At 49.7% G+C, this 19,544-nt stretch carries 24 protein-coding genes; 8 read left to right on the forward strand and 16 right to left on the reverse strand.

Translation table 11 applies throughout. The features are described from left to right. Positions 1–35: 35 nt before the first annotated feature. The 4 genes from EBA_RS08455 to EBA_RS08470 are packed head-to-tail and all read left to right on the forward strand — an operon-like array spanning position 36 to position 3,560. Positions 36–962: a GGDEF domain-containing response regulator gene (locus EBA_RS08455; protein ID WP_192374277.1), complete on the forward strand. Its 927-nt coding sequence runs from the start codon at positions 36–38 to the stop codon at positions 960–962. Between the two features lie 3 nt (positions 963–965). After that, entirely contained in the window at positions 966–1,892 is a 927-nt protein-coding gene (locus EBA_RS08460; RefSeq protein WP_192374279.1) for a hypothetical protein, read from the forward strand. Then, entirely contained in the window at positions 1,889–2,566 is a 678-nt protein-coding gene (locus EBA_RS08465; protein WP_229427834.1) for an HAD family hydrolase, read from the forward strand. The genes EBA_RS08460 and EBA_RS08465 overlap by 4 nt, the downstream gene beginning before the upstream one ends. A 55-nt stretch (positions 2,567–2,621) precedes the next feature. Then, on the forward strand, positions 2,622–3,560 hold the full coding sequence (locus tag EBA_RS08470) for a beta-ribofuranosylaminobenzene 5'-phosphate synthase family protein (protein WP_267874692.1): 939 nt from the start codon (positions 2,622–2,624) through the stop codon (positions 3,558–3,560). Between the two features lie 8 nt (positions 3,561–3,568). Here EBA_RS08470 and soxZ read toward each other — a convergent pair whose 3' ends face one another. Next, positions 3,569–3,877 carry a thiosulfate oxidation carrier complex protein SoxZ gene (soxZ, locus tag EBA_RS08475; protein WP_192374283.1) on the reverse strand — a complete coding sequence of 103 codons (309 nt, stop codon included), beginning with the start codon at positions 3,875–3,877 and terminating at the stop codon, positions 3,569–3,571. Position 3,878: 1 nt separating this feature from the next. Continuing rightward, positions 3,879–4,340, reverse strand: a complete 462-nt coding sequence (locus tag EBA_RS08480; protein ID WP_192374285.1) for a thiosulfate oxidation carrier protein SoxY — start codon at positions 4,338–4,340, stop codon at positions 3,879–3,881. 123 nt (positions 4,341–4,463) lie between these two features. Between EBA_RS08480 and EBA_RS08485 the strand changes: the two genes are divergently transcribed. Then, entirely contained in the window at positions 4,464–4,658 is a 195-nt protein-coding gene (locus tag EBA_RS08485; RefSeq protein WP_192374287.1) for a hypothetical protein, read from the forward strand. Between the two features lie 96 nt (positions 4,659–4,754). Here the strand turns inward: EBA_RS08485 and EBA_RS08490 are convergent, their stop codons facing one another. The 3 genes from EBA_RS08490 to nagZ are packed head-to-tail and all read right to left on the reverse strand — an operon-like array spanning position 4,755 to position 7,046. Further along, the gene (locus tag EBA_RS08490) at positions 4,755–5,495 is read right to left on the reverse strand and encodes an S-methyl-5'-thioinosine phosphorylase (RefSeq protein ID WP_192374289.1); all 741 of its coding nucleotides are present in this window, start codon (positions 5,493–5,495) and stop codon (positions 4,755–4,757) included. Then, positions 5,492–6,037: a hypoxanthine-guanine phosphoribosyltransferase gene (locus EBA_RS08495; protein ID WP_192377217.1), complete on the reverse strand. Its 546-nt coding sequence runs from the start codon at positions 6,035–6,037 to the stop codon at positions 5,492–5,494. Before EBA_RS08495 ends, EBA_RS08490 begins: the two co-directional genes overlap by 4 nt. Further along, the gene (gene nagZ, locus EBA_RS08500; protein ID WP_192374290.1) at positions 6,030–7,046 is read right to left on the reverse strand and encodes a beta-N-acetylhexosaminidase; all 1,017 of its coding nucleotides are present in this window, start codon (positions 7,044–7,046) and stop codon (positions 6,030–6,032) included. Before nagZ ends, EBA_RS08495 begins: the two co-directional genes overlap by 8 nt. Before the next feature lie 62 nt (positions 7,047–7,108). On the opposite strand from nagZ, the gene EBA_RS08505 reads away from it, so the two are divergent. Continuing rightward, the gene (locus EBA_RS08505; protein WP_229427835.1) at positions 7,109–7,516 is read left to right on the forward strand and encodes a flagellar basal body-associated FliL family protein; all 408 of its coding nucleotides are present in this window, start codon (positions 7,109–7,111) and stop codon (positions 7,514–7,516) included. Between the two features lie 112 nt (positions 7,517–7,628). Here the strand turns inward: EBA_RS08505 and EBA_RS08510 are convergent, their stop codons facing one another. Then, positions 7,629–8,141, reverse strand: coding sequence for a hypothetical protein (locus tag EBA_RS08510; protein WP_192374294.1), 513 nt, complete (start codon positions 8,139–8,141; stop codon positions 7,629–7,631). Positions 8,142–8,472: 331 nt separating this feature from the next. Continuing rightward, positions 8,473–8,895, reverse strand: a complete 423-nt coding sequence (locus EBA_RS08515) for an HIT domain-containing protein (protein WP_192374295.1) — start codon at positions 8,893–8,895, stop codon at positions 8,473–8,475. A gap of 322 nt (positions 8,896–9,217) precedes the next feature. On the opposite strand from EBA_RS08515, the gene EBA_RS08520 reads away from it, so the two are divergent. After that, a complete protein-coding gene (locus tag EBA_RS08520) occupies positions 9,218–10,582 on the forward strand; it encodes an autotransporter outer membrane beta-barrel domain-containing protein (protein WP_225616035.1) in 1,365 nt (454 codons plus the stop codon). 76 nt (positions 10,583–10,658) lie between these two features. Here EBA_RS08520 and mepA read toward each other — a convergent pair whose 3' ends face one another. From mepA to EBA_RS08540, 4 genes are all read right to left on the reverse strand, one after another. Continuing rightward, the gene (mepA, locus tag EBA_RS08525; protein ID WP_192374297.1) at positions 10,659–11,516 is read right to left on the reverse strand and encodes a penicillin-insensitive murein endopeptidase; all 858 of its coding nucleotides are present in this window, start codon (positions 11,514–11,516) and stop codon (positions 10,659–10,661) included. Between the two features lie 33 nt (positions 11,517–11,549). Beyond that, a complete protein-coding gene (locus EBA_RS08530; protein WP_192374299.1) occupies positions 11,550–12,686 on the reverse strand; it encodes an acyltransferase family protein in 1,137 nt (378 codons plus the stop codon). 187 nt (positions 12,687–12,873) lie between these two features. Then, positions 12,874–14,262: an ATP-dependent RNA helicase DbpA gene (gene dbpA / locus EBA_RS08535; protein WP_192374301.1), complete on the reverse strand. Its 1,389-nt coding sequence runs from the start codon at positions 14,260–14,262 to the stop codon at positions 12,874–12,876. A gap of 351 nt (positions 14,263–14,613) precedes the next feature. Beyond that, on the reverse strand, positions 14,614–15,240 hold the full coding sequence (locus EBA_RS08540; RefSeq protein ID WP_192374303.1) for a class I SAM-dependent methyltransferase: 627 nt from the start codon (positions 15,238–15,240) through the stop codon (positions 14,614–14,616). Between the two features lie 121 nt (positions 15,241–15,361). On the opposite strand from EBA_RS08540, the gene EBA_RS08545 reads away from it, so the two are divergent. Further along, positions 15,362–16,291: a hypothetical protein gene (locus EBA_RS08545; protein WP_225616037.1), complete on the forward strand. Its 930-nt coding sequence runs from the start codon at positions 15,362–15,364 to the stop codon at positions 16,289–16,291. A gap of 436 nt (positions 16,292–16,727) precedes the next feature. On the opposite strand, the gene EBA_RS08550 is transcribed toward EBA_RS08545, so the two are convergent. The 5 genes from EBA_RS08550 to EBA_RS08570 form a co-directional block, all read right to left on the reverse strand. Continuing rightward, on the reverse strand, positions 16,728–17,195 hold the full coding sequence (locus tag EBA_RS08550; RefSeq protein ID WP_192374305.1) for a M15 family metallopeptidase: 468 nt from the start codon (positions 17,193–17,195) through the stop codon (positions 16,728–16,730). A gap of 61 nt (positions 17,196–17,256) precedes the next feature. Then, positions 17,257–17,583 (reverse strand): hypothetical protein, encoded by a 327-nt coding sequence (locus EBA_RS08555; RefSeq protein ID WP_192374306.1) that lies wholly within the window; start codon positions 17,581–17,583, stop codon positions 17,257–17,259. A gap of 16 nt (positions 17,584–17,599) precedes the next feature. Then, positions 17,600–18,112, reverse strand: a complete 513-nt coding sequence (locus tag EBA_RS08560; protein ID WP_192374308.1) for a lysozyme — start codon at positions 18,110–18,112, stop codon at positions 17,600–17,602. 159 nt (positions 18,113–18,271) lie between these two features. Continuing rightward, positions 18,272–18,418, reverse strand: coding sequence for a hypothetical protein (locus EBA_RS08565; protein WP_192374309.1), 147 nt, complete (start codon positions 18,416–18,418; stop codon positions 18,272–18,274). A 45-nt stretch (positions 18,419–18,463) separates the two neighbouring features. Continuing rightward, entirely contained in the window at positions 18,464–19,345 is an 882-nt protein-coding gene (locus EBA_RS08570) for a hypothetical protein (protein WP_192374311.1), read from the reverse strand. Positions 19,346–19,544 lie beyond the last annotated feature (199 nt).

Consider the following 19,544-nt stretch of genomic DNA (forward strand, 5'->3'; position numbering starts at 1 on the left):
AATCCGAAGGTCTGCTTAAGCCAACTAGAAGAGCAATGAAAATATTGGTGGTCGATGATAGCAAAGTGATCAGGCAGCTGGTTGCGGAATGCCTAAAGGAAATGGGGCACGCGGTGTCTTACGCGGAAAACGGTTCCGAAGCCTTACAATATGTCGCCGACCAGGATGTGGACTTGATTCTGATGGATGTGGAAATGCCGTTTCTAAGTGGGTTCGAAGCCACTAAAGCGATCCGCGAGTTAAAAAAGGCTGATTGGTTTCCCATCATTTTTTTTACCATGCATGACGATGATCAATCGTTCGTCGATGGCATTTTGGCTGGTGGCGATGCCTATTTACCCAAACCGCTGAATCCTACCCGTTTGCGCTTGACGGTGATCGCGATGGAACGGATTTATGTGATGCGGCAAAAACTGCAAACCACCCAACGGGAATTACAGGCCGCCAATCTGGCATTGGAGCGATTGTCATTGCGTGATCAATTGACCGGCCTAGGCAATCGCCGCCATTTCGATAGCAATCTAGCCATGCAATTTGCGTTGTCCCACCGCAATAAAGCCCCGTTATCTTTGATTATTTGCGATATTGATTTCTTTAAGAAATATAACGATACCTTGGGGCACCCGCAAGGCGATGGGTGTTTGATTGCAGTGGCTAAAGTTCTCACGGAGCAATTGGAGCGTAGCAGCGATCTCATTTGCCGTTACGGTGGCGAGGAGTTTGTAGCGATCTTGCCCGATACGTCTTTACAACATGCTCGCGCACTGGCCGAAAATATTCGCCGGCAAGTTTTTGAAAAAAACTTCGCTTACGGCGATACTGAGACTCGGCGCGTTAGTCTGAGCTTAGGTGTGGCAACCTATGTCGGCCAATATAGAACCGAGCATGAGATGCTGGAAGCAGCAGACGCGGCTTTGTACAAGGCCAAGCAAAACGGTCGTAACCGGGTGGAATTTAATTAAATCGTGTATCAAGCCAAGGACTTTATAGAAACTGCGGAAGGTTTGATTTTCGCGGTAGTGGCCCAGGGCCAGGAGCAGGGGAAGGTATTATGTTTTCTGCGCTACCTGCGTTTGCAGGGCGTCTGGCGCAAAGTGGATACCGAGCTGGCTAATCGCCATCTTCAGCAATATTGTCCGCAGTATCTGCACTATTCAGCATTGCTAGATGCGCATTTACATGCCGTGCCTGTCGCGGCCATTGCTCGACATTACCAACCTCGACAAGTCTTGCAACGTCTATTGGCTGACGAACCCGGTGATCCGGTATTAGTCGATTTGCATAAACTGTGTGGTTTGCTGCGGGATAATGATTTAGCGCTTAGCCGATTCGGCGTGACCGGTTCGCTGCTGGTGGGTATGCAAAAGCACAGTTCCGATATCGATTTGGTTTGCTACGAGCGTGATGAGTTTCATTGTGCGCGTAACATCGTCCAAGCATTGATAGCCCAAGATTGCTGTCAGGCACTAAACGACGAGGATTGGTTGGAGGCTTATCAGCGGCGAGCCTGCGATTTTGCCTTTGATGAATACGTCTGGCACGAGCAGCGTAAGTACAACAAGGCCATGATCAATGGGCGTAAATTCGATTTATCTCTGACGGTTTTAGACCCGGAAGCAAACGGCCGACGCTATCGCAAACTGGGATTTATCAGCATCGATGCCGAAATTAGCGAAGATCGGTTCAGCTTCGATTATCCGGCGCAGTTTGGCATCAAGCATCCGCAAGTGGATAGCGTGGTGTGTTTTACCGCCACCTATAACGGTCAGGCGCAAACCGGCGAACGGGTTCGAGTGGCTGGGCAGTTAGAAGTCGATCAATATGGTGTGCAGCGTATAGTGGTAGGCTCAAATCGAGAAGCCATAGGCGAATTTATCAAGGTAATCCGGTGAAAGATCGTCGCTTGCGCGCGGTTATTTTTGATATGGACGGTCTTGTTTTGGATAGCGAATCGACTTATGTGCAGGCCTGGCGTTTGGCCGCTGATGCGCTTGGTTTTACAATGCCGGCCCAGTTTTGGGCGGGTTTGTCGGGTTGTTCCGGGAAGATGGTTAGTCAAGGTCTGCTAGATCAATGCGGCGCGGACTTTGATCTGGAGCGTTTTCAGCAATTAAGTAGCGCTTACTGGTTCGACCACGTTCAGCAGCACGGTATAGCGGTAAAACCCGGTTTTTTTGCCTTATTGGATGTGCTTGCTCAGCGTGGATTGCCGTTCTGTCTGGCAACTAATAGCGCGCGGGTAGCGGCGCAACAGTGCCTGGCCTGGGCCGGGTTGACAGATATATTTCCCTGTATCGTTGCCGGCGATGCGGGGCGTGCCGCCAAGCCGGCCCCGGATATTTTTTTGCAGGCGTCCGCCGAATTGGCGCAGCCTATTCAAGACTGTTTGGTGCTGGAAGACTCGCAGATAGGCATCCGCGCCGCACTAGCCGCCGGAGCGCCGTGCGTTTTCGTACCGTCTGCGAAACCAGCGGATGCCTGGGCTGCAGAACACGCTGATTATCTGATGGACGATCTGCACCAAGTGGCTGATTTTATCTCGGCCCGCCAACAGCATCCGCTATAATGCCCGCTCCTTACTATTCGACGGAATCCAGGTGGTGAAAGCGCGGTACCAAACAGTGACAGTCATAGCTCCCGCTCGTTTGCATATGGGCTTTATCGATTTAAGCGGTGCGTTGGGCAGGCATTTCGGTAGTATCGGTTTAGCTCTGAACGAAATTAATACCCGGCTGAACATCACCGCAGCGGATAGCTTGCAAGTCAGTGGTCCGTCCGCTGATCGCGCTCTGAAATGTACCCGGCAATTTTGTCAGTTGTTGGGCGTTTCCGATTCACTGAATATCACTATCGACAATGCTATTCCCGAACACATTGGTTTAGGGTCGGGTACGCAAATGGCTTTGGCCGTCGGTGCAGCGTTGAACGCCTTTTACGGTTTGGGGCTGTCGGTGCGGGAAATAGCGCAGCTCTCTGATCGCGGCGCGCGCTCCGGTATTGGCATCGGTATCTTTGAAAAAGGTGGCTTGGTGGTGGATGGCGGCCGAGGACCGGATACTAAAACCCCGCCAATCATTGCGCAAATGGTTGTGCCTGTAGACTGGCGATTTATTTTGGTATTCGATAAACGCGGCCAAGGCTTACACGGTGAGCAGGAAGTCAGCGCCTTTCAACAATTGCCGCCGTTTCCGCAAGCGCAGGCTGAGCGCTTATGTTACTTGCTGCTAATGCAGGGTTTGCCGGCTTTGGCTGAATGCGATCTGCATAAATTCGGGGAAGTGATTACTTTGTTGCAACAAGCGGTGGGGGAGCATTTCGCGCCGGTGCAGGGTGGGGTGTTTACCAGTCCGGATGTTGCTGCGGCAATGACTAGTTTGGCCGCGCAAGGCGCGGTGGCGATTGGCCAGACCTCGTGGGGGCCGACCGGATTTTGCGCGGTTGCCAATCCGCAACGGGCGGCAGAGTTGCTGGCGCAGTTGGAACAGCAATTTGCCGCCTCGCCGTTAAGTTTTTTGCTGGCCAGTGCCAGGAATCAGACGGCGGAAATTATTCTTAAGTAGCGTTTGCCTTAGTCGAGCAGATGTTCGGCGCTATCTTTGCCTTGTCTATTGTCAGTCCATTCGGCGCTGAGTCTATCACCGCTGTTTGCTATTAATCTGAACGTAAAAAACGGATTCTTGGAGATGCTGCCAGCCATGTTGGTGGTTAGAATAAGTTGGTCGTTTAATTTAACCAGTAACTGCTCTATGAAATGCGCCGGAATCAATTGGCCGGTGGCATCCCGATTGCGGCCGTTTTCCATCGGATGCGTGATCAGCAATTTAACTTCGGTATAGCCGTCGTGCCGTTGGCTCCTGATTTTTATACTGTTAGCCATATCAACCTGCTCCGCAGCCGCCGCGCATTACATTGACCCAGCGACTGGTCCGCAATAACTCACCCTGGTGTTCAGCAAGTAAAATGACGTTGCAAGATTCTGCTAATTTAATCCGTGCGGTGAGGAAGGGCGCTATCAGTGGTGTGAGTTCGAATTCCGCGAGTAGTGGTGTAGGGTTTTTGTCGGCGAATAGATAAAGTTTCTTGATACCGTCCAGTGCGCTAGCGATGCTGATCGGCACCACTGCGCCATCTTCGGCAATCTCGGGCAAAATCAGATCGATGCTATCGACATCTATTACCGGTCGGTTATCGACAAGTAGTGTGTAGATTGTGGCAAAGTTGTCGGCGGCAAAGTGTCCTGCCAATCTCTCGGCAAGAACGATTGCAGATTTGCCGGTCAGCAAAGTCCCTGCTATCAAAATGCCGGAATGCTTTAGAAATAGGCGGCGGGTACTAGGCATAAAACGCTTTAACCATAAAAAGTTTGATGTATATCAAAAAATTTAGATCTCTGTTTGTTATCTTTTGCCCCGTTGAAATTTTTTTCAGCACCACCATCACAAACAACAAAAGGAAGGTACAAAATGAGTGAAGTACAAGAAAAAGATAATTTCTGGCTCTATATCGTCATTGCTGTCGTATTGGCCGCTGGCGCTGTACTGATGGTAAAAAATGCCGAGCATGACAAATATGCTACTGCAGCAAAAAATATTGCCGAAGACTCCGCCAACTCTGCTTATCGCAATGATGTACTTCACACCGGTGGAGCGAAAAAATAAGCTCTTTTTAGTGTTTCGGGAAAGCTAATCTCAATTTCCCATATCGCGGATTTTGGCGGGGCATCCGGGCCTCGTCAAAATCCGTTTCCGTTTCTACTAGTCGTTAAATAATACGGTTGCTTTCAGCAAAGCTATGGCATTGGCCATGCCAACTTCCAAGTTTTTCTCGATCTCTGTCATCGTAATTTCACCCTCGACTACCCCGGCCGCCCAATTGGCGACAACCGAGATGTTCGCGTATGCCAAGCCCAGTTCCCGTGCCAGTGAGGCTTCCGGCATGCCGGTCATGCCAACCAGGTCGCAACCGTCGTTCGCCATACGTTTGATTTCAGCAATGGTTTCCAGTCTCGGCCCCTGGGTGCAGCCGTAAGTGCCTGATGTGCTTAGTGAGATTTGCGCTTGTTGCGCGGCCTGAATAATTCGCGTCCGTAAGGCAGTTGAATAGGGCTCGGTGAAATCGATATGCGTGACATGTTCCAGATCGTCAGCAAAAAACGTATGTTCTCGGCCATAGCTGTAGTCTATCAATTGGTCCGGAATCGCAATAACGGCCGGCGCCATCTCCGCGCCTATGCCGCCGACTGCCGCAACACCAATAACCTCGGTGACACCTAGCTGTTTTAAGCCCCAGATGTTGGCGCGGTAGTTGATCTTGTGTGGCGGGATTCGATGCGGATTGCCGTGGCGTGCCAGGAACACCAGTTTCTTGCCATTTAGCTCGCCAATCAAGTAAGGCGCAGACGGTTCGCCGAAAGGAGTGCTTACGCGTTCTTGGCCGATGATAGTCAATTCTTCGATTTGGGTGAGGCCGGTGCCGCCGATGATCGCCAATGTCATAACACTTCCTTGCAGGCAAACACGCCTGGCGCATTTCTAAGATAACCTTTGTAATCCATACCGTAGCCGAACAGATAATGATTGGCGACCGTCAGGCCAATAAAATCCGGAGTTATTGGTTTGATCACTTGCAGATCTTTGTCGAACAGCGCGGCGGTATAAACGGCGCTGGCACCTTGCTCCCGGCAATATTCGACAATGGCATGCAGCGTATGGCCCTCGTCGAGAATATCGTCGACTATCAATACTGTGCGCCCGGCCAACGGCGTGGTCGGTTTGAACAGCCAGTGTATATCGCTGCCCGAGGTGGCGTTGCGGTAACGACTGGCGTGGACGCTATCCAGATTCAAAGGAAAGTCCAGACGCGGTAGTAACTTGCCGGTGGCGATGATGCCGCCGTTGATCACGCACAGCACCAATGGGTTCGTGTCCTGCAGTTTGTCGCGGATCGCCGCAGCCATGCTATCCAACGCAGCCTCTACTTCCTCGGCACTATGCAGCAATAGCGCCTGTTGTTTAACGATGCCGATTTCTTCAAGCATGGGATTCATAAAATTCCGAGATTTGTTTGGAAACTGTTTGCCATTTTTCATGTTTTGGCAACGCGTTTTTATCGAGTAAGCATTTACCGCGCATGGCTTGCAAGCGTTGTTCGCGTTTGCTGTTTTGGCTGATAGGTAGCTGGTCCAGCACTTGTTCGGCAGCTGCCGAATTGTTGCATACCAAAAGCATGTCGCAGCCGGCTTGTTGAGCCAGGCCCGCGCGCTCGGTGAAATCGCCGATTGCGGCCGCACCCTCCATACTTAAATCATCGCTGAATATCGCACCGTCAAAGCCTAGTTCGCCGCGCAAAATGTTCTGTAGCCAGAAACTGGAAAAACCGGCCGGGTAGCGATCCACTTGCGGATAAGCCACATGAGCCGGCATGATCGCTTCCAGGCCTTGCTCGATAAGCAGTTTGAACGGCAGCAAATCCTGCTGGCGGATAGCGTCCAAGTCACGCTCGTCGACGGGTAGAGTCAAATGTGAATCCAGTGCCACGGCGCCGTGGCCGGGAAAATGCTTGCCGGTGGCCGCCATGCCGGCACTGCGCATGCCTTGACGAAACGCGCCGGCCAGTTCTGCGGCTAATTTCGCGTCTTGGGAAAACGAACGGTTGCCGATGATTTCGCTAACGCCGCAATCCACATCCAACACCGGCGCGAAACTGAAGTCCACATCGATAGCTAATAGTTCGCTCGCCATCAGCCAGCCGGCGGCTTCGGCCAACTCGGGTTGTGCGGCGTAAAAAGCCGCCGCCGGCAAACGGGTAAAACCGTTTTGAAAGCGTTGCACGCGGCCACCTTCTTGATCGACCGCAATCAAGATGTCGCCCTTGCGTGCGGCGCGGATTTGTTTGATCAAATCGGCCACTTGCTGGGGATTGTCGTAATTTCGGGCGAATAGGATTAAGGCGCCGGTATTGGGATGGGCGATTTTTTCTTTGTCCAGCGCGCTGAGGCTGTGGGCCTCAATGTCTATCATGACCGGGCCGATAGCTTGTGGTTTCATGGTGATAAATGGTGAAAATGGAATATACTTTTGGGCCAACCGACGCATTATATGAGGAAACCGTGCGAACATTTATTTTGTTGATCAGTTTGATGCTGTTACCGACGATGACTTGGGCTAATTCCGGTGAGGAAAAAGCTGACGAAAGTGCCGGGCCGGTGATCGAGTACGTGGAGATGAAACCCAAGTTTACCGTCAATCTGGCCGAACCTAAAAAGTATCTGATGTTGAATGTGCAGCTCTTAGTGGAAGGCGCGGAGCACGTCGAGAAAGTAAAAAAGAGTACGCCGGTTTTGCGCCATGAGATGATCATGATGTTGAGCGGTATGCAAAGTGCCGATTTGCAAACCATGGAACAGCGTGAAGCGTTACGGATGAAAACCAAACAGTTGATAACCGATCTACTGACCAAAATGAAAAATAGCGACGGCTTTCGCGATGTATTCTTCTCGGAGTTTTTAATTAACTAATTGCCGCAAATCATTGCCATAAACAACTAGTAAGGCTTGCAGTCATGCGTGTTTTTTTGCCCTGTAGTTTTTACTCGGCAATTTGGGCGGTGGTTGTCGTCGATTTTCACACTTACAGGCCTTCGATAATTTCTAGGCAGCGCTGAAAAGCACTACGGACGATGAAGAAGGTCATGGCAATCGGGTAGGACAGATAGTGCTCCGGTAACGCGAGACAAATCAGCACTAATCCAGCGACTACGCAGGTGTCGAAGCGGGCCAAATATTTTTGCAAATAGCGCAAGGCTTCTTGCGATTCCCAATCAAACTGTGGGCTTTTGTAAATTAAGCCGAGTAGCATCCAGCTGCTGAGCAAAGCAAAATAGACCGGAAACACGCTGAATTGCGGCGACCCGTCGCTGAATTGCGGGCTCCAGTAACCATACCAAGTCCATAAGCCAGCGCAGGCAAAGCCGTCGTTCCATACTCGACTGGGTGCTAATTTCAAACAACCGGTTAACAGAAACAGAGTCGCGAGACAAGCGCCGGAAACCCATACGGCCTCAATATTGAGTAAGGGTAAAAATGCATTTTGGGTTAGGGTTAGGGTACTTAATACTAAACAGCAGATAATGAAAATAGGCATGGTAATAACAATGGCTAGTGAATTTTTACAGAGACGGCCCCTAATTCGACGCGTTCCCGCAGACGATATAGTGGTTTTGGTAGGCACAAAAAATGGCCTAAGTGAAATTGCCAGTATTAGGAGAAGAAGCCTTGACCATCCCCGTCTGAAGAAACCCGACTCATTAACTGTCACTTAGTGACTGTCCGCCGATTGTGAGCCGCATTTACACTCAGCGTCAATCACATAAAAATTATGTTATTTCAACGATGGGTGGCTCTCTTCAGGGCTATCAATATCAAGGGTTATGCTTTTGGTTAAATGTTTTATCGATTAAATAGACGTTAAACAATCATTTGATTAAATGATCGCTCAGCGCCACGCGGACCTGAGTGGCTCGTTGCGCCAGCTGGTCGCCAGCGTAAGGCACACTTGCAAATTTCCCCCATATCGGCGCGGGCCAGCTCTTATCGGTTTGATAGCGCACTACATGATGTAAGTGCAACTGAGGGACAAGGTTACCGATAGCGGCGATATTCAATTTGTCGGGCCGATAAAGATCCGTGAGGATTTCCGCTAGTAGGCAAGACTCGTTTAGCAGGGTTTGTCTATCCAGTGTATTCAGCTGATAAATCTCTTTAACGTTGGCTCGTCTTGGTGCCAGGATGAACCAAGGATATTGGCTATCGTTCATTATCAACAATTCAGATAGGCCAAAACTACCTACTTTGAAGCAGTCTTGTGCCAGTTGTTGATGGAGTTGGAAATCGGACATGGCCGCCTCTTCTTGGAATAAAGTTTATTTTAGCTATTTAGCAAAGACCAAGGCTTGGTTTTTGCGCTGACTTGATGCCTAATGGTGAGCATATTATCAAGGCAAACCGTTTTCGATTTTCGATAATTATCTTTTTTTGGAATATATTCCGGGGTAACCTGGCGGGTGTTTGTGTCGGCGACTATGCTATACCGTTAATGATAATTGGTATTTCGGTGTTTACACGCGTTTTGGTAAATGGATATTTAACGGCATTCACTCGATGCGCTTGATTATTCAATACCGGATTAATTTATAAGTAATTTTTATGGGGGGAAATGTTATGAAAATGAGGGATATGAATACTCTGGAACCAGTCGAGACGCCATTTGGTTACGGTTTGCCTGGCTACATTAAGCTTGGTGTTACGCTGATGGGTTTAGCGGGAACAGCGAATGCAAATTCGCTAGAAGGTTTTCTTCAAGATACGCCAGGAATTAACAACTCCCAAACCAATATGGCGCGAGTGATTGAAATCGCATGTCCCTCCGGTCAGAACGAAAGCCAATTTCAATCGCGTTGCGATGCCTTGGTGGGCGCGGCTTTGCGAGCGGAACAGGCTACTTCGATAAACACTAGCCCACTGCAACAAGCCTCCCCAGAACAAATACCTTCTCAAGGCATTACTGCAACCCGTACCTCATTTAATGCTATTGCCGGTCGGCTTGGGGCATTGCGCGCAGGTGCCAGAGGGTTTCAGGTTGCCGGCTTCGGTAGCGGAGCACTACCGATCAATTTGGCATCGCTGGCAAACCCGCTGGGCGGTGCGGCGGGGGATAGCAGCGGCGTTTGGGACAAGCTGGGCGGTTTTGTTAACGGCAATTACAACACCGGCAATGTCGATTCCAGCTTCAATCAGTTGGGCTATAACCTAAATGGCGGCAGTATTAATGCGGGTATTGACTATCGATTGAGTAACGATTTGATTTTGGGGGCGGCATTTACCTATGCGCGTGCCGAATCCAATTTTGATCGCAATGGTGGTAGCCTCAATAGCGACGCTTATACCGGCGCGCTCTACGGCACCTACTACGCTACCGACAATTTGTATTTCGATGCCATTACCAGCATTGGCGCCATTGACTATGCCTCCACCCGGCAAATATCGTATACCGTGCCGGAAGTGGTGAATACTCAAGCCAAGGCTACGCCGACAGGTAATCAGTATTCGGTTAGCGTAGGTAGCGGTTATAACTATGCGGTAAAGCAATGGTTGTTCAATCCGTATGTAAAAGCTAACTACACCAAGCTTGATGTCGATAGGTTTAGCGAATCGGGCGGGAATGGCTGGGGCATGGCGTTTTCCGACCAAGGCGTCGAGTCGGTGACCACGACTGTCGGTGGCCAAATTTCTCATGCCATCAGCACGTCCTGGGGTGTGTTTACGCCCAATATTCGCGGAGAGTGGCATCACCAATATAAAGACGGCAGCCGCAATATCGCCGTGCGGTTTTTGGGCGACACCACCAGCGGCTTGTCCTTTAATACTGTCACCAACTCGCCGGACCGCAATTATTTCACGGTCGGCACCGGCGTATCCGGCACTTTTGCTCGTGGGCTTAGCGCTTTTCTAAACTACGACGCGCTGGTTGGCTATAAGGACGTCGAAAGTCATTTGTTTACCATGGGCGCGCGCCTGGAGTTTTAGGTAAGTAATAAATCCGGGCACAGTGAGTTGGCGCAAAAAGCCTTATTCCGCGCTAGTGAAGCGGAGCCCTAATATTTTAGCGTTGCTTTAATAGTTGTTCGCACAACGCCGGTAACGGCGGTGGCGGCAACGGCACGCTTTTCGACGGGGCTTTGGCTTCTGCGGAAAACCACCAGGCCAAACTGGCGTCGCAACCGTCGCCTGCAGGCAACGGATCTTGTGAATCGCAATGCGGACTATGCGGTGGACATTTCAAACGCACATGAAAATGATCGTCGTGTTTCCACCACGGCCGAATCTTGCGCAACCATTCGCCGGTCCCGGCACTTTTGGTGGTGCACAATTCTTGTTTGATGCTGGGATTGACGAAAACTCTGTCAACCTCCGGCTGACGCGCGGCAGCTTCCAACACCCTTGCTTGATCAAGCGACCAATGCCGGTAATCCATAGTATCGTTTTGCATATCCACGACCGACGGCGCGCTCCAGGTTTCGCGTTCGTTGGCCGTTAGCTGCCGGTTACTGGCTTGTTCCGATAACAAAAACCAAATATCCACATCCAAGCCTGATTGATGGCTGCGATGCCCGCTTAAAGTTGGGCCGCCGCGTGGTTGGCCTAAATCGCCAATCAACAACGAGCCCAGTTTTTGCTCTGCGCTGAACCGGCCTAGATGCTGGATAAAGCCGATTAAATTGGGATGTCCGTAATAGCGGTGGCGCGACAAGCGCATCACTTGATAGCCTTGTCCGTCCAAGGGCAGGGTGGCCGCGCCGCTGATGCAGCCGCTGGTGTAAGTGCCTATGCTTTGGCTGGATTCTTGGGTCGGAACGGTAATTTTTGCCCAGTCTTGAGCAGTCGAGCCGGCCGTAGCGTTGGTGTTAACGCTGAACGCGGCAACGCTAAATAAAACTGATGAAATGCTAGCTAGGCGCATGTTTAATTGGCAAGGAGGAATAACTGGCTGCGATTATACCGTCGGCCTGCCGATGGCCGCTATCGCATCGGTTACTCGCCGCCCCAAACTCATACTGGGTATCTCCAACCAATGATAAAACAGCAACGAAACGCCTTGTACGCAGACTATGGTAATAAGCCAGCCGCTAAACCATAGTGCCAGCCGGTTCTCGGTGAAACCTTCCAGAAATTTTAAAACAAGCGGTGTCAGACAAATCAAGATGGCCATATGGCTGAGATAGGCGCTGTAAGACACTTTGCCGATTTGCCGTAACATCGGCTGCGATAGCGCCTGTTGTGCATCTTTAGAACCGAGCACGAACATTAAAATCAAGCCGGCACCCAAGCCGGAACCCAGCCAGACCGCCGTATCGCCGAATATGTCGGACGGCACAAAAGTGCCGCAGGTATAAAACGCTAAGCCGGTCAATAACAACAAACGCCGTTGCCAGCGCCGACCGGATAGGTAATGGGTCAAGTCGGTATAGTGCCTGGCAATAGTCATACCCAATAGGAAATGCAGCAAGAAAATCGACACCCCCAACAGGCTGGTCGCCAGCAACCCGAAAAACACTAACCAAGACGTGCCGCGCCCCGCTAGCAACAAGCCCACCGGCAACAGCAGCGACAACACCAGTTCGATACTTAAAGTCCAGGCTTGCGGCAGCAGTACGATTAAGGCGGGCAATTTCAACAAAAAGCTCTCACGCAGCATGTCAGATGGCGTTAACGGAAATTTATGCCACATGCCGGTTATCCAATCGGTGGCAGGTAGACTGGTCTTGAGTATCTCGCTGTCGAACGTGTTCACAAACAGACCGGTACTGATTAGCAAGACCAGTAAATACGGTAGCCAGATCCGGAACATCCGATTGATCAAGAAGCGAGCCAAATGAAACTGGCTGAGATCGGGTATGTGACCGGCGCGAAAATAGCGCAAAGACAGCACCACGCCGCTGAGCACGAAAAACATGGAAACCGCCGCCGAGCCGTCCCACCAAATATGTAGCGGTGAGAAATCCAGTAGTTGCCGGCATAGTGTTGTTTCGCAGGGCAGTCCGTAGGCGATCACGAAATGTTCGCTGATAACGGCCAGGGCCGCCAGGCCGCGAATAGTGTCAAGGTAACTGATATGAGTTTTAGGCGCCACGGGCTGAGTTTATTAGAGTTGTAGGTAACGGCTGGCATAGGTATAGCAGGCTTTGGCCATTCGGCTAGGTAGACCTAATTTAGCGGACCCAGACGCCAAGGTGCCAACTGACGCTGTAATCCCCGAGAAGACGGGGACCGGATAAGGCCGTTTTGAACGGAGTTTTACCGCTACTGACGGCTTTAGCCTAATTCCATTGCGACTTGCGCACATTGAAATTGCGGCCTTTGATTTTGCCGGCCCGCAAGCAGGTCAAAGCCTTATCCGCACTGCCGCGCTTCACCGCAACATAGGCGTGTTTATCGAAGATGTCGATCTTACCCACTTCGCCGCCGGCTATGCCGTTAGTGCCGGTTAGCGCGCCCAAAATATCGCCCGGCCGCATTTTGTCTTTGCGGCCGCCGTCTATCCACAGCGTGACCATGGGCGGCTCGAAGCGGTGTTCGCTGCCCAGTTTAAACGGTGCAATTTCGTCCCACTTTACGGAGCCTGCAATATATTCTTCAATGGCTTTGACGCGGTTCAACTCCGCTTCGCTGACCAAACTCAGCGCCAGACCTTTTGCACCGGCCCGGCCGGTACGGCCAATTCTGTGCACGTACACTTCCGGATCCCAGGGCAATTCGTAATTGATCACCGCTTGCATGTCCTTGATGTCCAGACCACGGGCGGCGACATCGGTAGCGACCAGAATCGAACAACTTTTATTGGCAAAGCGCACCAGCACTTGATCACGATCTTTTTGTTCCAGGTCGCCATGCAGCGCCTGCACGGAAAAACCGCAACTGGTCAGCGTATCGGCCACGTCTTGGCATTCGCGTTTGGTATTGCAAAACACCACTGTCGATTCCGGGCGATGGTACGCCAGCATATAGCCCAGTGCGTTCAGGCGCTTGGCTTTGTCGACCTGATGAAAACGCTGTTCGATCGGATTATCGTGATGGCTGGTTTCAACGCTGACCGACACCGGTTTGAATTGAAATTTTTGGCTTAAGGCGCGAATCGGCTCGGCATACGTCGCGGAGAACAACAAGGTTTGCCTGTGGGTAGGTGCATAAGAAATCACGTCGGAGATAATGTCGGCAAAACCCATATCCAGCATGCGGTCCGCTTCGTCCAGCACCAATACTTTCAAATGATCGAGGCGCAAACTGGCTTTTTGTAGATGTTCCTGTAAACGGCCCGGCGTACCCACCACCACATGTACGCCGTGTTCCAGCGAACTGCGTTGCGGCGCGAACGGTGTACCGCCGCACAAAGCCACGACTTTAATGTTTTGGGTGAAGCGCGCCAGTTGCCTGATTTCCTTGCAAACCTGGTCGGCCAATTCGCGAGTCGGACAAATCACCATGGCTTGCACTTTGAAGCTACTCAAATCCAGCCGCGACAACAAACCAATCCCAAATGCCGCGGTCTTGCCGCTGCCGGTTTTGGCTTGAGCAATCACATCCTTACCTTCCAGAATGTGCGGCAGGCTTTCGGCTTGAATGGGCGTGAGGTGGGTATAACCCAGCGACTCGATGTTTTCCAGTAGGGCGGGTTTTAACGGCAGGGAAGAAAATTCAGGTGTATTCACAAAGACTCTAATCGAAAAGATGCGGCGCGCTTGCCGGCATGGGGAGGGCAATGATAACAGAGTTGGGCACTTGTTCTTTGCTAGATCAAGAGGGTATCAGGTTCGCGCAACGATTCCCAAGCCGGGCAGCCAATTCGTCACTCCGGCTAAGTCAGTTACTTGAAATGGATGGCGATGCGTAGCGCACGTTCTCTAACCAAGAACCTCTGGGAGTATCGGAGTTTTTTACAGTGCCTGCCTTAGGCGATTTATGGCAATAAATGTACCCAACCAAGCAACAGGTCGTTCGCTGAGCGGAGCCGAAGCGAACGACCTATTGGCATTGCCAATAGGTACAAGTTTTCTCAAACATCACCTAAGCTTCCGGGCCGTAATTGCCAGCCAGGGTTGCTCGTGCCTGGGCTTGCCGGGTGGGCGGTAGTAATGATCCAGCATCTCGAATTGCGCGTTTGCCAAAAACTCCCGGCTATTGTCGATTTCCATGAAATGGCCGTAACGTTGCCCGGACCAGCCTTCGCCGCTGCCGCGTGGGTTGGAGATAAACAAAATCCCCGCCGGTCTTAACGCCGCGTACAACTCATTAAGCACTCGCGGTAATTCCCGGCTAGGCACGTGAAATAAGGACGCATTGGCAAAGATGCCATCAAAGCTCAGTGCCTGCAAATCAAGGCTAAGCATACTTTGCTGCAATATCCGACAGCCACTGTAAGCGCGCGCCATCCGGCAAAACACTTCGCTGCCGTCCAGGCCAACCGGACGATGGCCCAATGACTTGAAATAGAACACGTCTCTGCCAGGCCCGCAGCCCAAGTCTAAAATGTCCAGCGCTTCATCTTGCGGCAACGCGCCCAGGAAGGCCGCATAGTTCTGCGAGACGTCGTGCTCCTTAGTACCCTGCCAATACGATTTGGCATTTTGATTGTAATGATTCAGCGTAGCGGCTTCGATCTCTGCCAATGACTCGCTTTGCGTTTCCATAGGGGGTATTTGAGTAGTAGGGATCAATGCCGCTAAATTATACCTGATGGCACAGGAGCCGTTCGTGGTGAGTTTGTCGAACTATGAATGGCTTAACTTAATGGCATGTTCGCCGCAGCAGATGAAACTGTTACAAACGATGGAAGCTTGCAACGATACGGATTCGCGGCGACAATCCGGCCCCGTCATGACCACCTTACTTCCTCAACAAATAGCGCCCGTTGATACCCAGCAGCGTACATTGACCGATGCCTATCTGCTCGAGCGGATCGATGCATTGCAGGCTTATTTTTTGGACCTGCGGGTTACGGTCGATGCGCTGCTGGCGGCTCAACTTCCGGCAGCTGCGGGCAAGGCTTATCCTTATGGCCGCTGTGAGGAAATCACCCGCGAGCTATACGCGTTGCTCTCGACTCGGCTGCGCCAACCCGAGACGCCAATCGAACAGGTACTGCGCGGTTTCATGGCTCAAGGAGGTATCGTGCGCTCGATATGGGGCGTGTTGCGCGAACAATATTTCCAGAACGCGTTGCAATTCGGCGGCCTGTATGTCGATGTTGCCAACGACACCGTGGATGTGAATAAACCGCCAGTGGAAATTCTGCCGCTGGCCGCCAGCGGTATGACAGCCGTGCGCGATCTGGCCCATTTTCGCCGGACCGCCGAATCTTATTGGGGGGCGACCATCTATGCCAACCACCTATTGCCCTCGCTGGCGCCACTGCTGCCCATGGTATCCGTCAGCCCTGGCCGACTGCAGGCCGGCCTGCAGTCGGCTTGCGATTATATGATCGCGCTGATGTGCCTCGATAGCTTTGAGCAAGCCGAAGCCTGGCTGCGTGACGGCCCCGCGTTGCCGGACGAAGAGGCTGCCAAGCTGCTGGCCGACACACCAGCCGATCTAAGGCCGTGGACAGCTCAAGGCCTCAACGAATCCATCATTGCCTGCAGGCGCGCCCGGATCGCTCACTGTGCTGCCGATGCGCAATGGCGCCAGGCACGCGTGCTGGATTACCTACGCTCGTTGCGTGGTCCCTCAGTGGCGGGTTGAGACCTTCCGATCATTGATAAGCATATTTTTCATCGCTCCGATCCTCACCAGTGATCAATGTCAATCACACTAACCAGCGCCGCATAATTAACCGTGCTGGAATGCAACCATTGCTCCGGCAAAACTACATGCCCAAGCTTAAACGGATTGACTGAATACTCCAGCTTCTAACTTATCAGCGCCTCGCTAAACACCAGGCTGGGAGCTAGGTTTAGAGGATTCCATAAGTCGGCAAGGTACGTATTAACTCGTTGATATTCGGCAAGTGGAATGCCTTGCGGTAAATCTCGCACAAGGCCTCGAAGCTTTTGTATTCTTAGAGCTTGTTCAACGGATGGGTACACACCTGGTCGCGGACCGCCAGAAAGAAATTCAGCGGCCGCTCTTAGGGTTCCTCAGGATGGCTGTGGAAACCATAAAATTCATAGCTTTACCCCTACGGATATTTGGTTTTCGGCAATTCAAAGTGCGGACCATCAATAAACGCTTTTTTCCCGGCTTTTTTCCGTCGAGCAACATAATCTGCTACTAAATCCGCCGGCGAGTCGGTTGTTTCCGTAAATGCAACATCCCAAGCGCCTCCCCAGCGGATTGGAATGCCTAACTCGTTGGCGGCTATTCTCACTGCATCGGCAATTTTATAAATAGGCTCCCATTCCCAACGCAACTTACCGTTTATATACGGCACCAAATCTACAGCATGTCCTGTGATATGTCTGGAATCCAATGTTTGAGATGCGCCCTGTCTGACCAATTCTTTTTGCTCCTCTAAGGTGCGAATGCCATCGTGAACAGAAAAATCCTGCACTGATAGTTCGATAGCTCGTTTTACAACCGCTACTAAATCTGTATGAACACCATTTAATTCTTTTAGCGATTTTTCACCCAATTTAAAACTGCTCATTTGCGGCTCCTTTCATATTGTATCTTCGATTCTTCTCAAATGTCATTGAAACAATAAGTTCCTATTTGTCAGGGTCATCAACTACATCGGTACCTGTAACGGTATCGCCTTTTGATTCAGTATCGACGTTTGTTTTGATTGTTGAACTTATCGCCGTTTTATCGTCCCATACTGCGCCAAATACATAAGAGCCTATTACGCCACCAGCAAGGAAAAAGGCGGATTCAGCGATTGTTTCTTGCAGTCTATTATCACCTTTTCCAAAAAATAGTAACCAAAGTATACAAAACGCACAGAATCCCAGAGTCCAATAAATAATTCGTCTACGGTGTGTCCAAGATCCGCCAAAATTACGCGCTACCGCCCCGCCAATATTCAAATTCGACATGATATTCTCCAATTTTTTAGGAAGCTACGGAATTCCAGAGTTCCGCTTCGGCAGTTCTTCTTCGCTTTAAACCAGCTAATTCTTTCCCGCCAGATTTTGTCCACCGTAGAAGTTGAGAGGGTATTTGAGTTGTTTCGCCTTGATTTAATAACTTGGTCAATGTTGAGTCTCTGAATGCGCCAATACCAATATTAAATGCGAAACTGACTAAGGCGCAGAAGCGCGTATCGCTAATCTGAACATGTATTGCATCTTCAACGCCAGTAGAAAACTTTCTGACATCGTCTTGTAGCAAAATTTCTGCTTCGGCCTTTGTGATGCCATTGGGATAAATTGCGCGGGCTATAGGTTTATTAGAAACACCTTTGACCTGACTTCCGTTCGAGTCTATTACCACATGTCCCCAGCCAATCGTCCAGTAACCTGCCGGACATAGATACGCATCTAAATTGACTGTCGATGGGTCACCGTCAGGTATGCCTTCAAACGATTTAATTAATTCAACTGCTTTACTTATATCTCTTGCCATTATCTTTCCTCAAAAAATACGCTTAAACTATTTCTACAATCAGAAGAATGGTTCTATGAAAATGAACCGTCACAGACCTCCAGGCTGCAGCTGATTTTTGGATTCCTGGTTTTCAAGATAAAAACTAAGGAACTGTTTAAATTATTATAACACCTAGCTCTAGCTTATATTCTTTGTGCCGATTACGGTATATTGACCGTCTGGTTCTTCATAATGTGTAGTGTTATAGCCTTCGCTTTTTAAATCTTTTTCTACTTCAATTAAGTCTTCTTTGGGGACATCGTGAATCACAACTGTTTTTTTCATAACTACCTCGACTAAAAATATAATGTATTTTGAAATTAAAAAAAATTACTTCTTGTCAATACCTAAGTCGGATATTGCCTTAACGCGGGCATCTGCTTTAGTAGAATCCCTCAAAAATAAAGTTATTGCGTTGGAATCAAAGCCATTGCTTTCCATCCATGTCTTTATCCGATTTTGATTTTCAGTATTAATATTTTCACCGTCTGGCTTCCAAAACTCTCTCAAAATATCTCCAGCCCTATCTTTCATGAAATTTCCTTCTAGTATCTTTTCGATATTTTTATTTGCTTCTTCATGCGAGGCGCCAGCTGCAGTTGTTATGCCTACAATTGCTCCAGGAATTGTGCCAACTTTATAATAAGTATCTATATCAAATAAAGCACGAGAAAGTGGATATCGACTAGTATCTTGTTCGAGCCCTTTGTAAATATTCACAAGTTGAGTAGCTCTCATCGCTTCCATTTGGGAAAAAAGAACTGGCATAGTCTTTTCGTAGTACAAAGATTTATCTATTGAAAGATCTGCTCCGGTTAGTCCGCCTGAAATTGCGGCAAGAATCGCTTTTGTAGCGGCCCCTCCGGCCATGGTTCCGGCTCCGCTTAGGCCTAATACGGCCAAATCTATTCCCATATCCATTGAATTCTTTTCTAATTGAATTTGTTTTTCGAAGGCCTCAAATTGCAAATCAATCGCTCGAAGGCGACCATGTACAACTTCATCACGGTAAAGTTTTTTATCTTCGCCAGTTTTTTTGTTATATGTTTCTATTATTTTTGCTGTGAAATAGTCTTCAAGAGGCTTAATTTCAGCGCTTATGTCAACTGTTCTATCAGGATATCCTTTTAACGATTGGCATCCTGTTTCGAAAGTAACAATGGAGCCAACAACAACTAAAGAAATTGTTTTTTGTAAGTGTCTATAACCCATTTGCTATGATCTCCGATTATAAAGTATTATTTAATTTTAAATAATATATGCTGTAAGTATTTTGTATTTTTATATATATTAAAGTTAATATAAGGCTGTGTTACTTAATTTATTGTGTCTCGATGTTGTTTTTTATCAAAAGTAAGGTTATATTAAGGATGTTATTTTTTATAATAGATATGCATTCCTGTGAGCGGTA

It is taken from the genome of Methylomonas albis (assembly GCF_014850955.1).
GTDB lineage: Bacteria > Pseudomonadota > Gammaproteobacteria > Methylococcales > Methylomonadaceae > Methylomonas > Methylomonas albis.

What these genes read in the sequence shown, in the direction of transcription:
- EBA_RS08560 (WP_192374308.1), bottom strand. Translation starts at nt 18,112, where the DNA reads ATGGCAAGAGATATAAGTAAAGCAGTTGAATTAATTAAATCGTTTGAA.
- EBA_RS08520 (WP_225616035.1), top strand. Translation starts at nt 9,218, where the DNA reads ATGAAAATGAGGGATATGAATACTCTGGAACCAGTCGAGACGCCATTT.
- EBA_RS08515 (WP_192374295.1), bottom strand. Translation starts at nt 8,895, where the DNA reads ATGTCCGATTTCCAACTCCATCAACAACTGGCACAAGACTGCTTCAAA.
- soxZ (WP_192374283.1), bottom strand. Translation starts at nt 3,877, where the DNA reads ATGGCTAACAGTATAAAAATCAGGAGCCAACGGCACGACGGCTATACC.
- EBA_RS08485 (WP_192374287.1), top strand. Translation starts at nt 4,464, where the DNA reads ATGAGTGAAGTACAAGAAAAAGATAATTTCTGGCTCTATATCGTCATT.
- EBA_RS08455 (WP_192374277.1), top strand. Translation starts at nt 36, where the DNA reads ATGAAAATATTGGTGGTCGATGATAGCAAAGTGATCAGGCAGCTGGTT.
- nagZ (WP_192374290.1), bottom strand. Translation starts at nt 7,046, where the DNA reads ATGAAACCACAAGCTATCGGCCCGGTCATGATAGACATTGAGGCCCAC.
- mepA (WP_192374297.1), bottom strand. Translation starts at nt 11,516, where the DNA reads ATGCGCCTAGCTAGCATTTCATCAGTTTTATTTAGCGTTGCCGCGTTC.
- EBA_RS08510 (WP_192374294.1), bottom strand. Translation starts at nt 8,141, where the DNA reads ATGCCTATTTTCATTATCTGCTGTTTAGTATTAAGTACCCTAACCCTA.
- EBA_RS08550 (WP_192374305.1), bottom strand. Translation starts at nt 17,195, where the DNA reads ATGAGCAGTTTTAAATTGGGTGAAAAATCGCTAAAAGAATTAAATGGT.
- EBA_RS08570 (WP_192374311.1), bottom strand. Translation starts at nt 19,345, where the DNA reads ATGGGTTATAGACACTTACAAAAAACAATTTCTTTAGTTGTTGTTGGC.
- EBA_RS08545 (WP_225616037.1), top strand. Translation starts at nt 15,362, where the DNA reads ATGAAACTGTTACAAACGATGGAAGCTTGCAACGATACGGATTCGCGG.
- EBA_RS08555 (WP_192374306.1), bottom strand. Translation starts at nt 17,583, where the DNA reads ATGTCGAATTTGAATATTGGCGGGGCGGTAGCGCGTAATTTTGGCGGA.
- EBA_RS08480 (WP_192374285.1), bottom strand. Translation starts at nt 4,340, where the DNA reads ATGCCTAGTACCCGCCGCCTATTTCTAAAGCATTCCGGCATTTTGATA.
- EBA_RS08495 (WP_192377217.1), bottom strand. Translation starts at nt 6,037, where the DNA reads ATGCTTGAAGAAATCGGCATCGTTAAACAACAGGCGCTATTGCTGCAT.
- EBA_RS08490 (WP_192374289.1), bottom strand. Translation starts at nt 5,495, where the DNA reads ATGACATTGGCGATCATCGGCGGCACCGGCCTCACCCAAATCGAAGAA.
- EBA_RS08565 (WP_192374309.1), bottom strand. Translation starts at nt 18,418, where the DNA reads ATGAAAAAAACAGTTGTGATTCACGATGTCCCCAAAGAAGACTTAATT.
- EBA_RS08540 (WP_192374303.1), bottom strand. Translation starts at nt 15,240, where the DNA reads ATGGAAACGCAAAGCGAGTCATTGGCAGAGATCGAAGCCGCTACGCTG.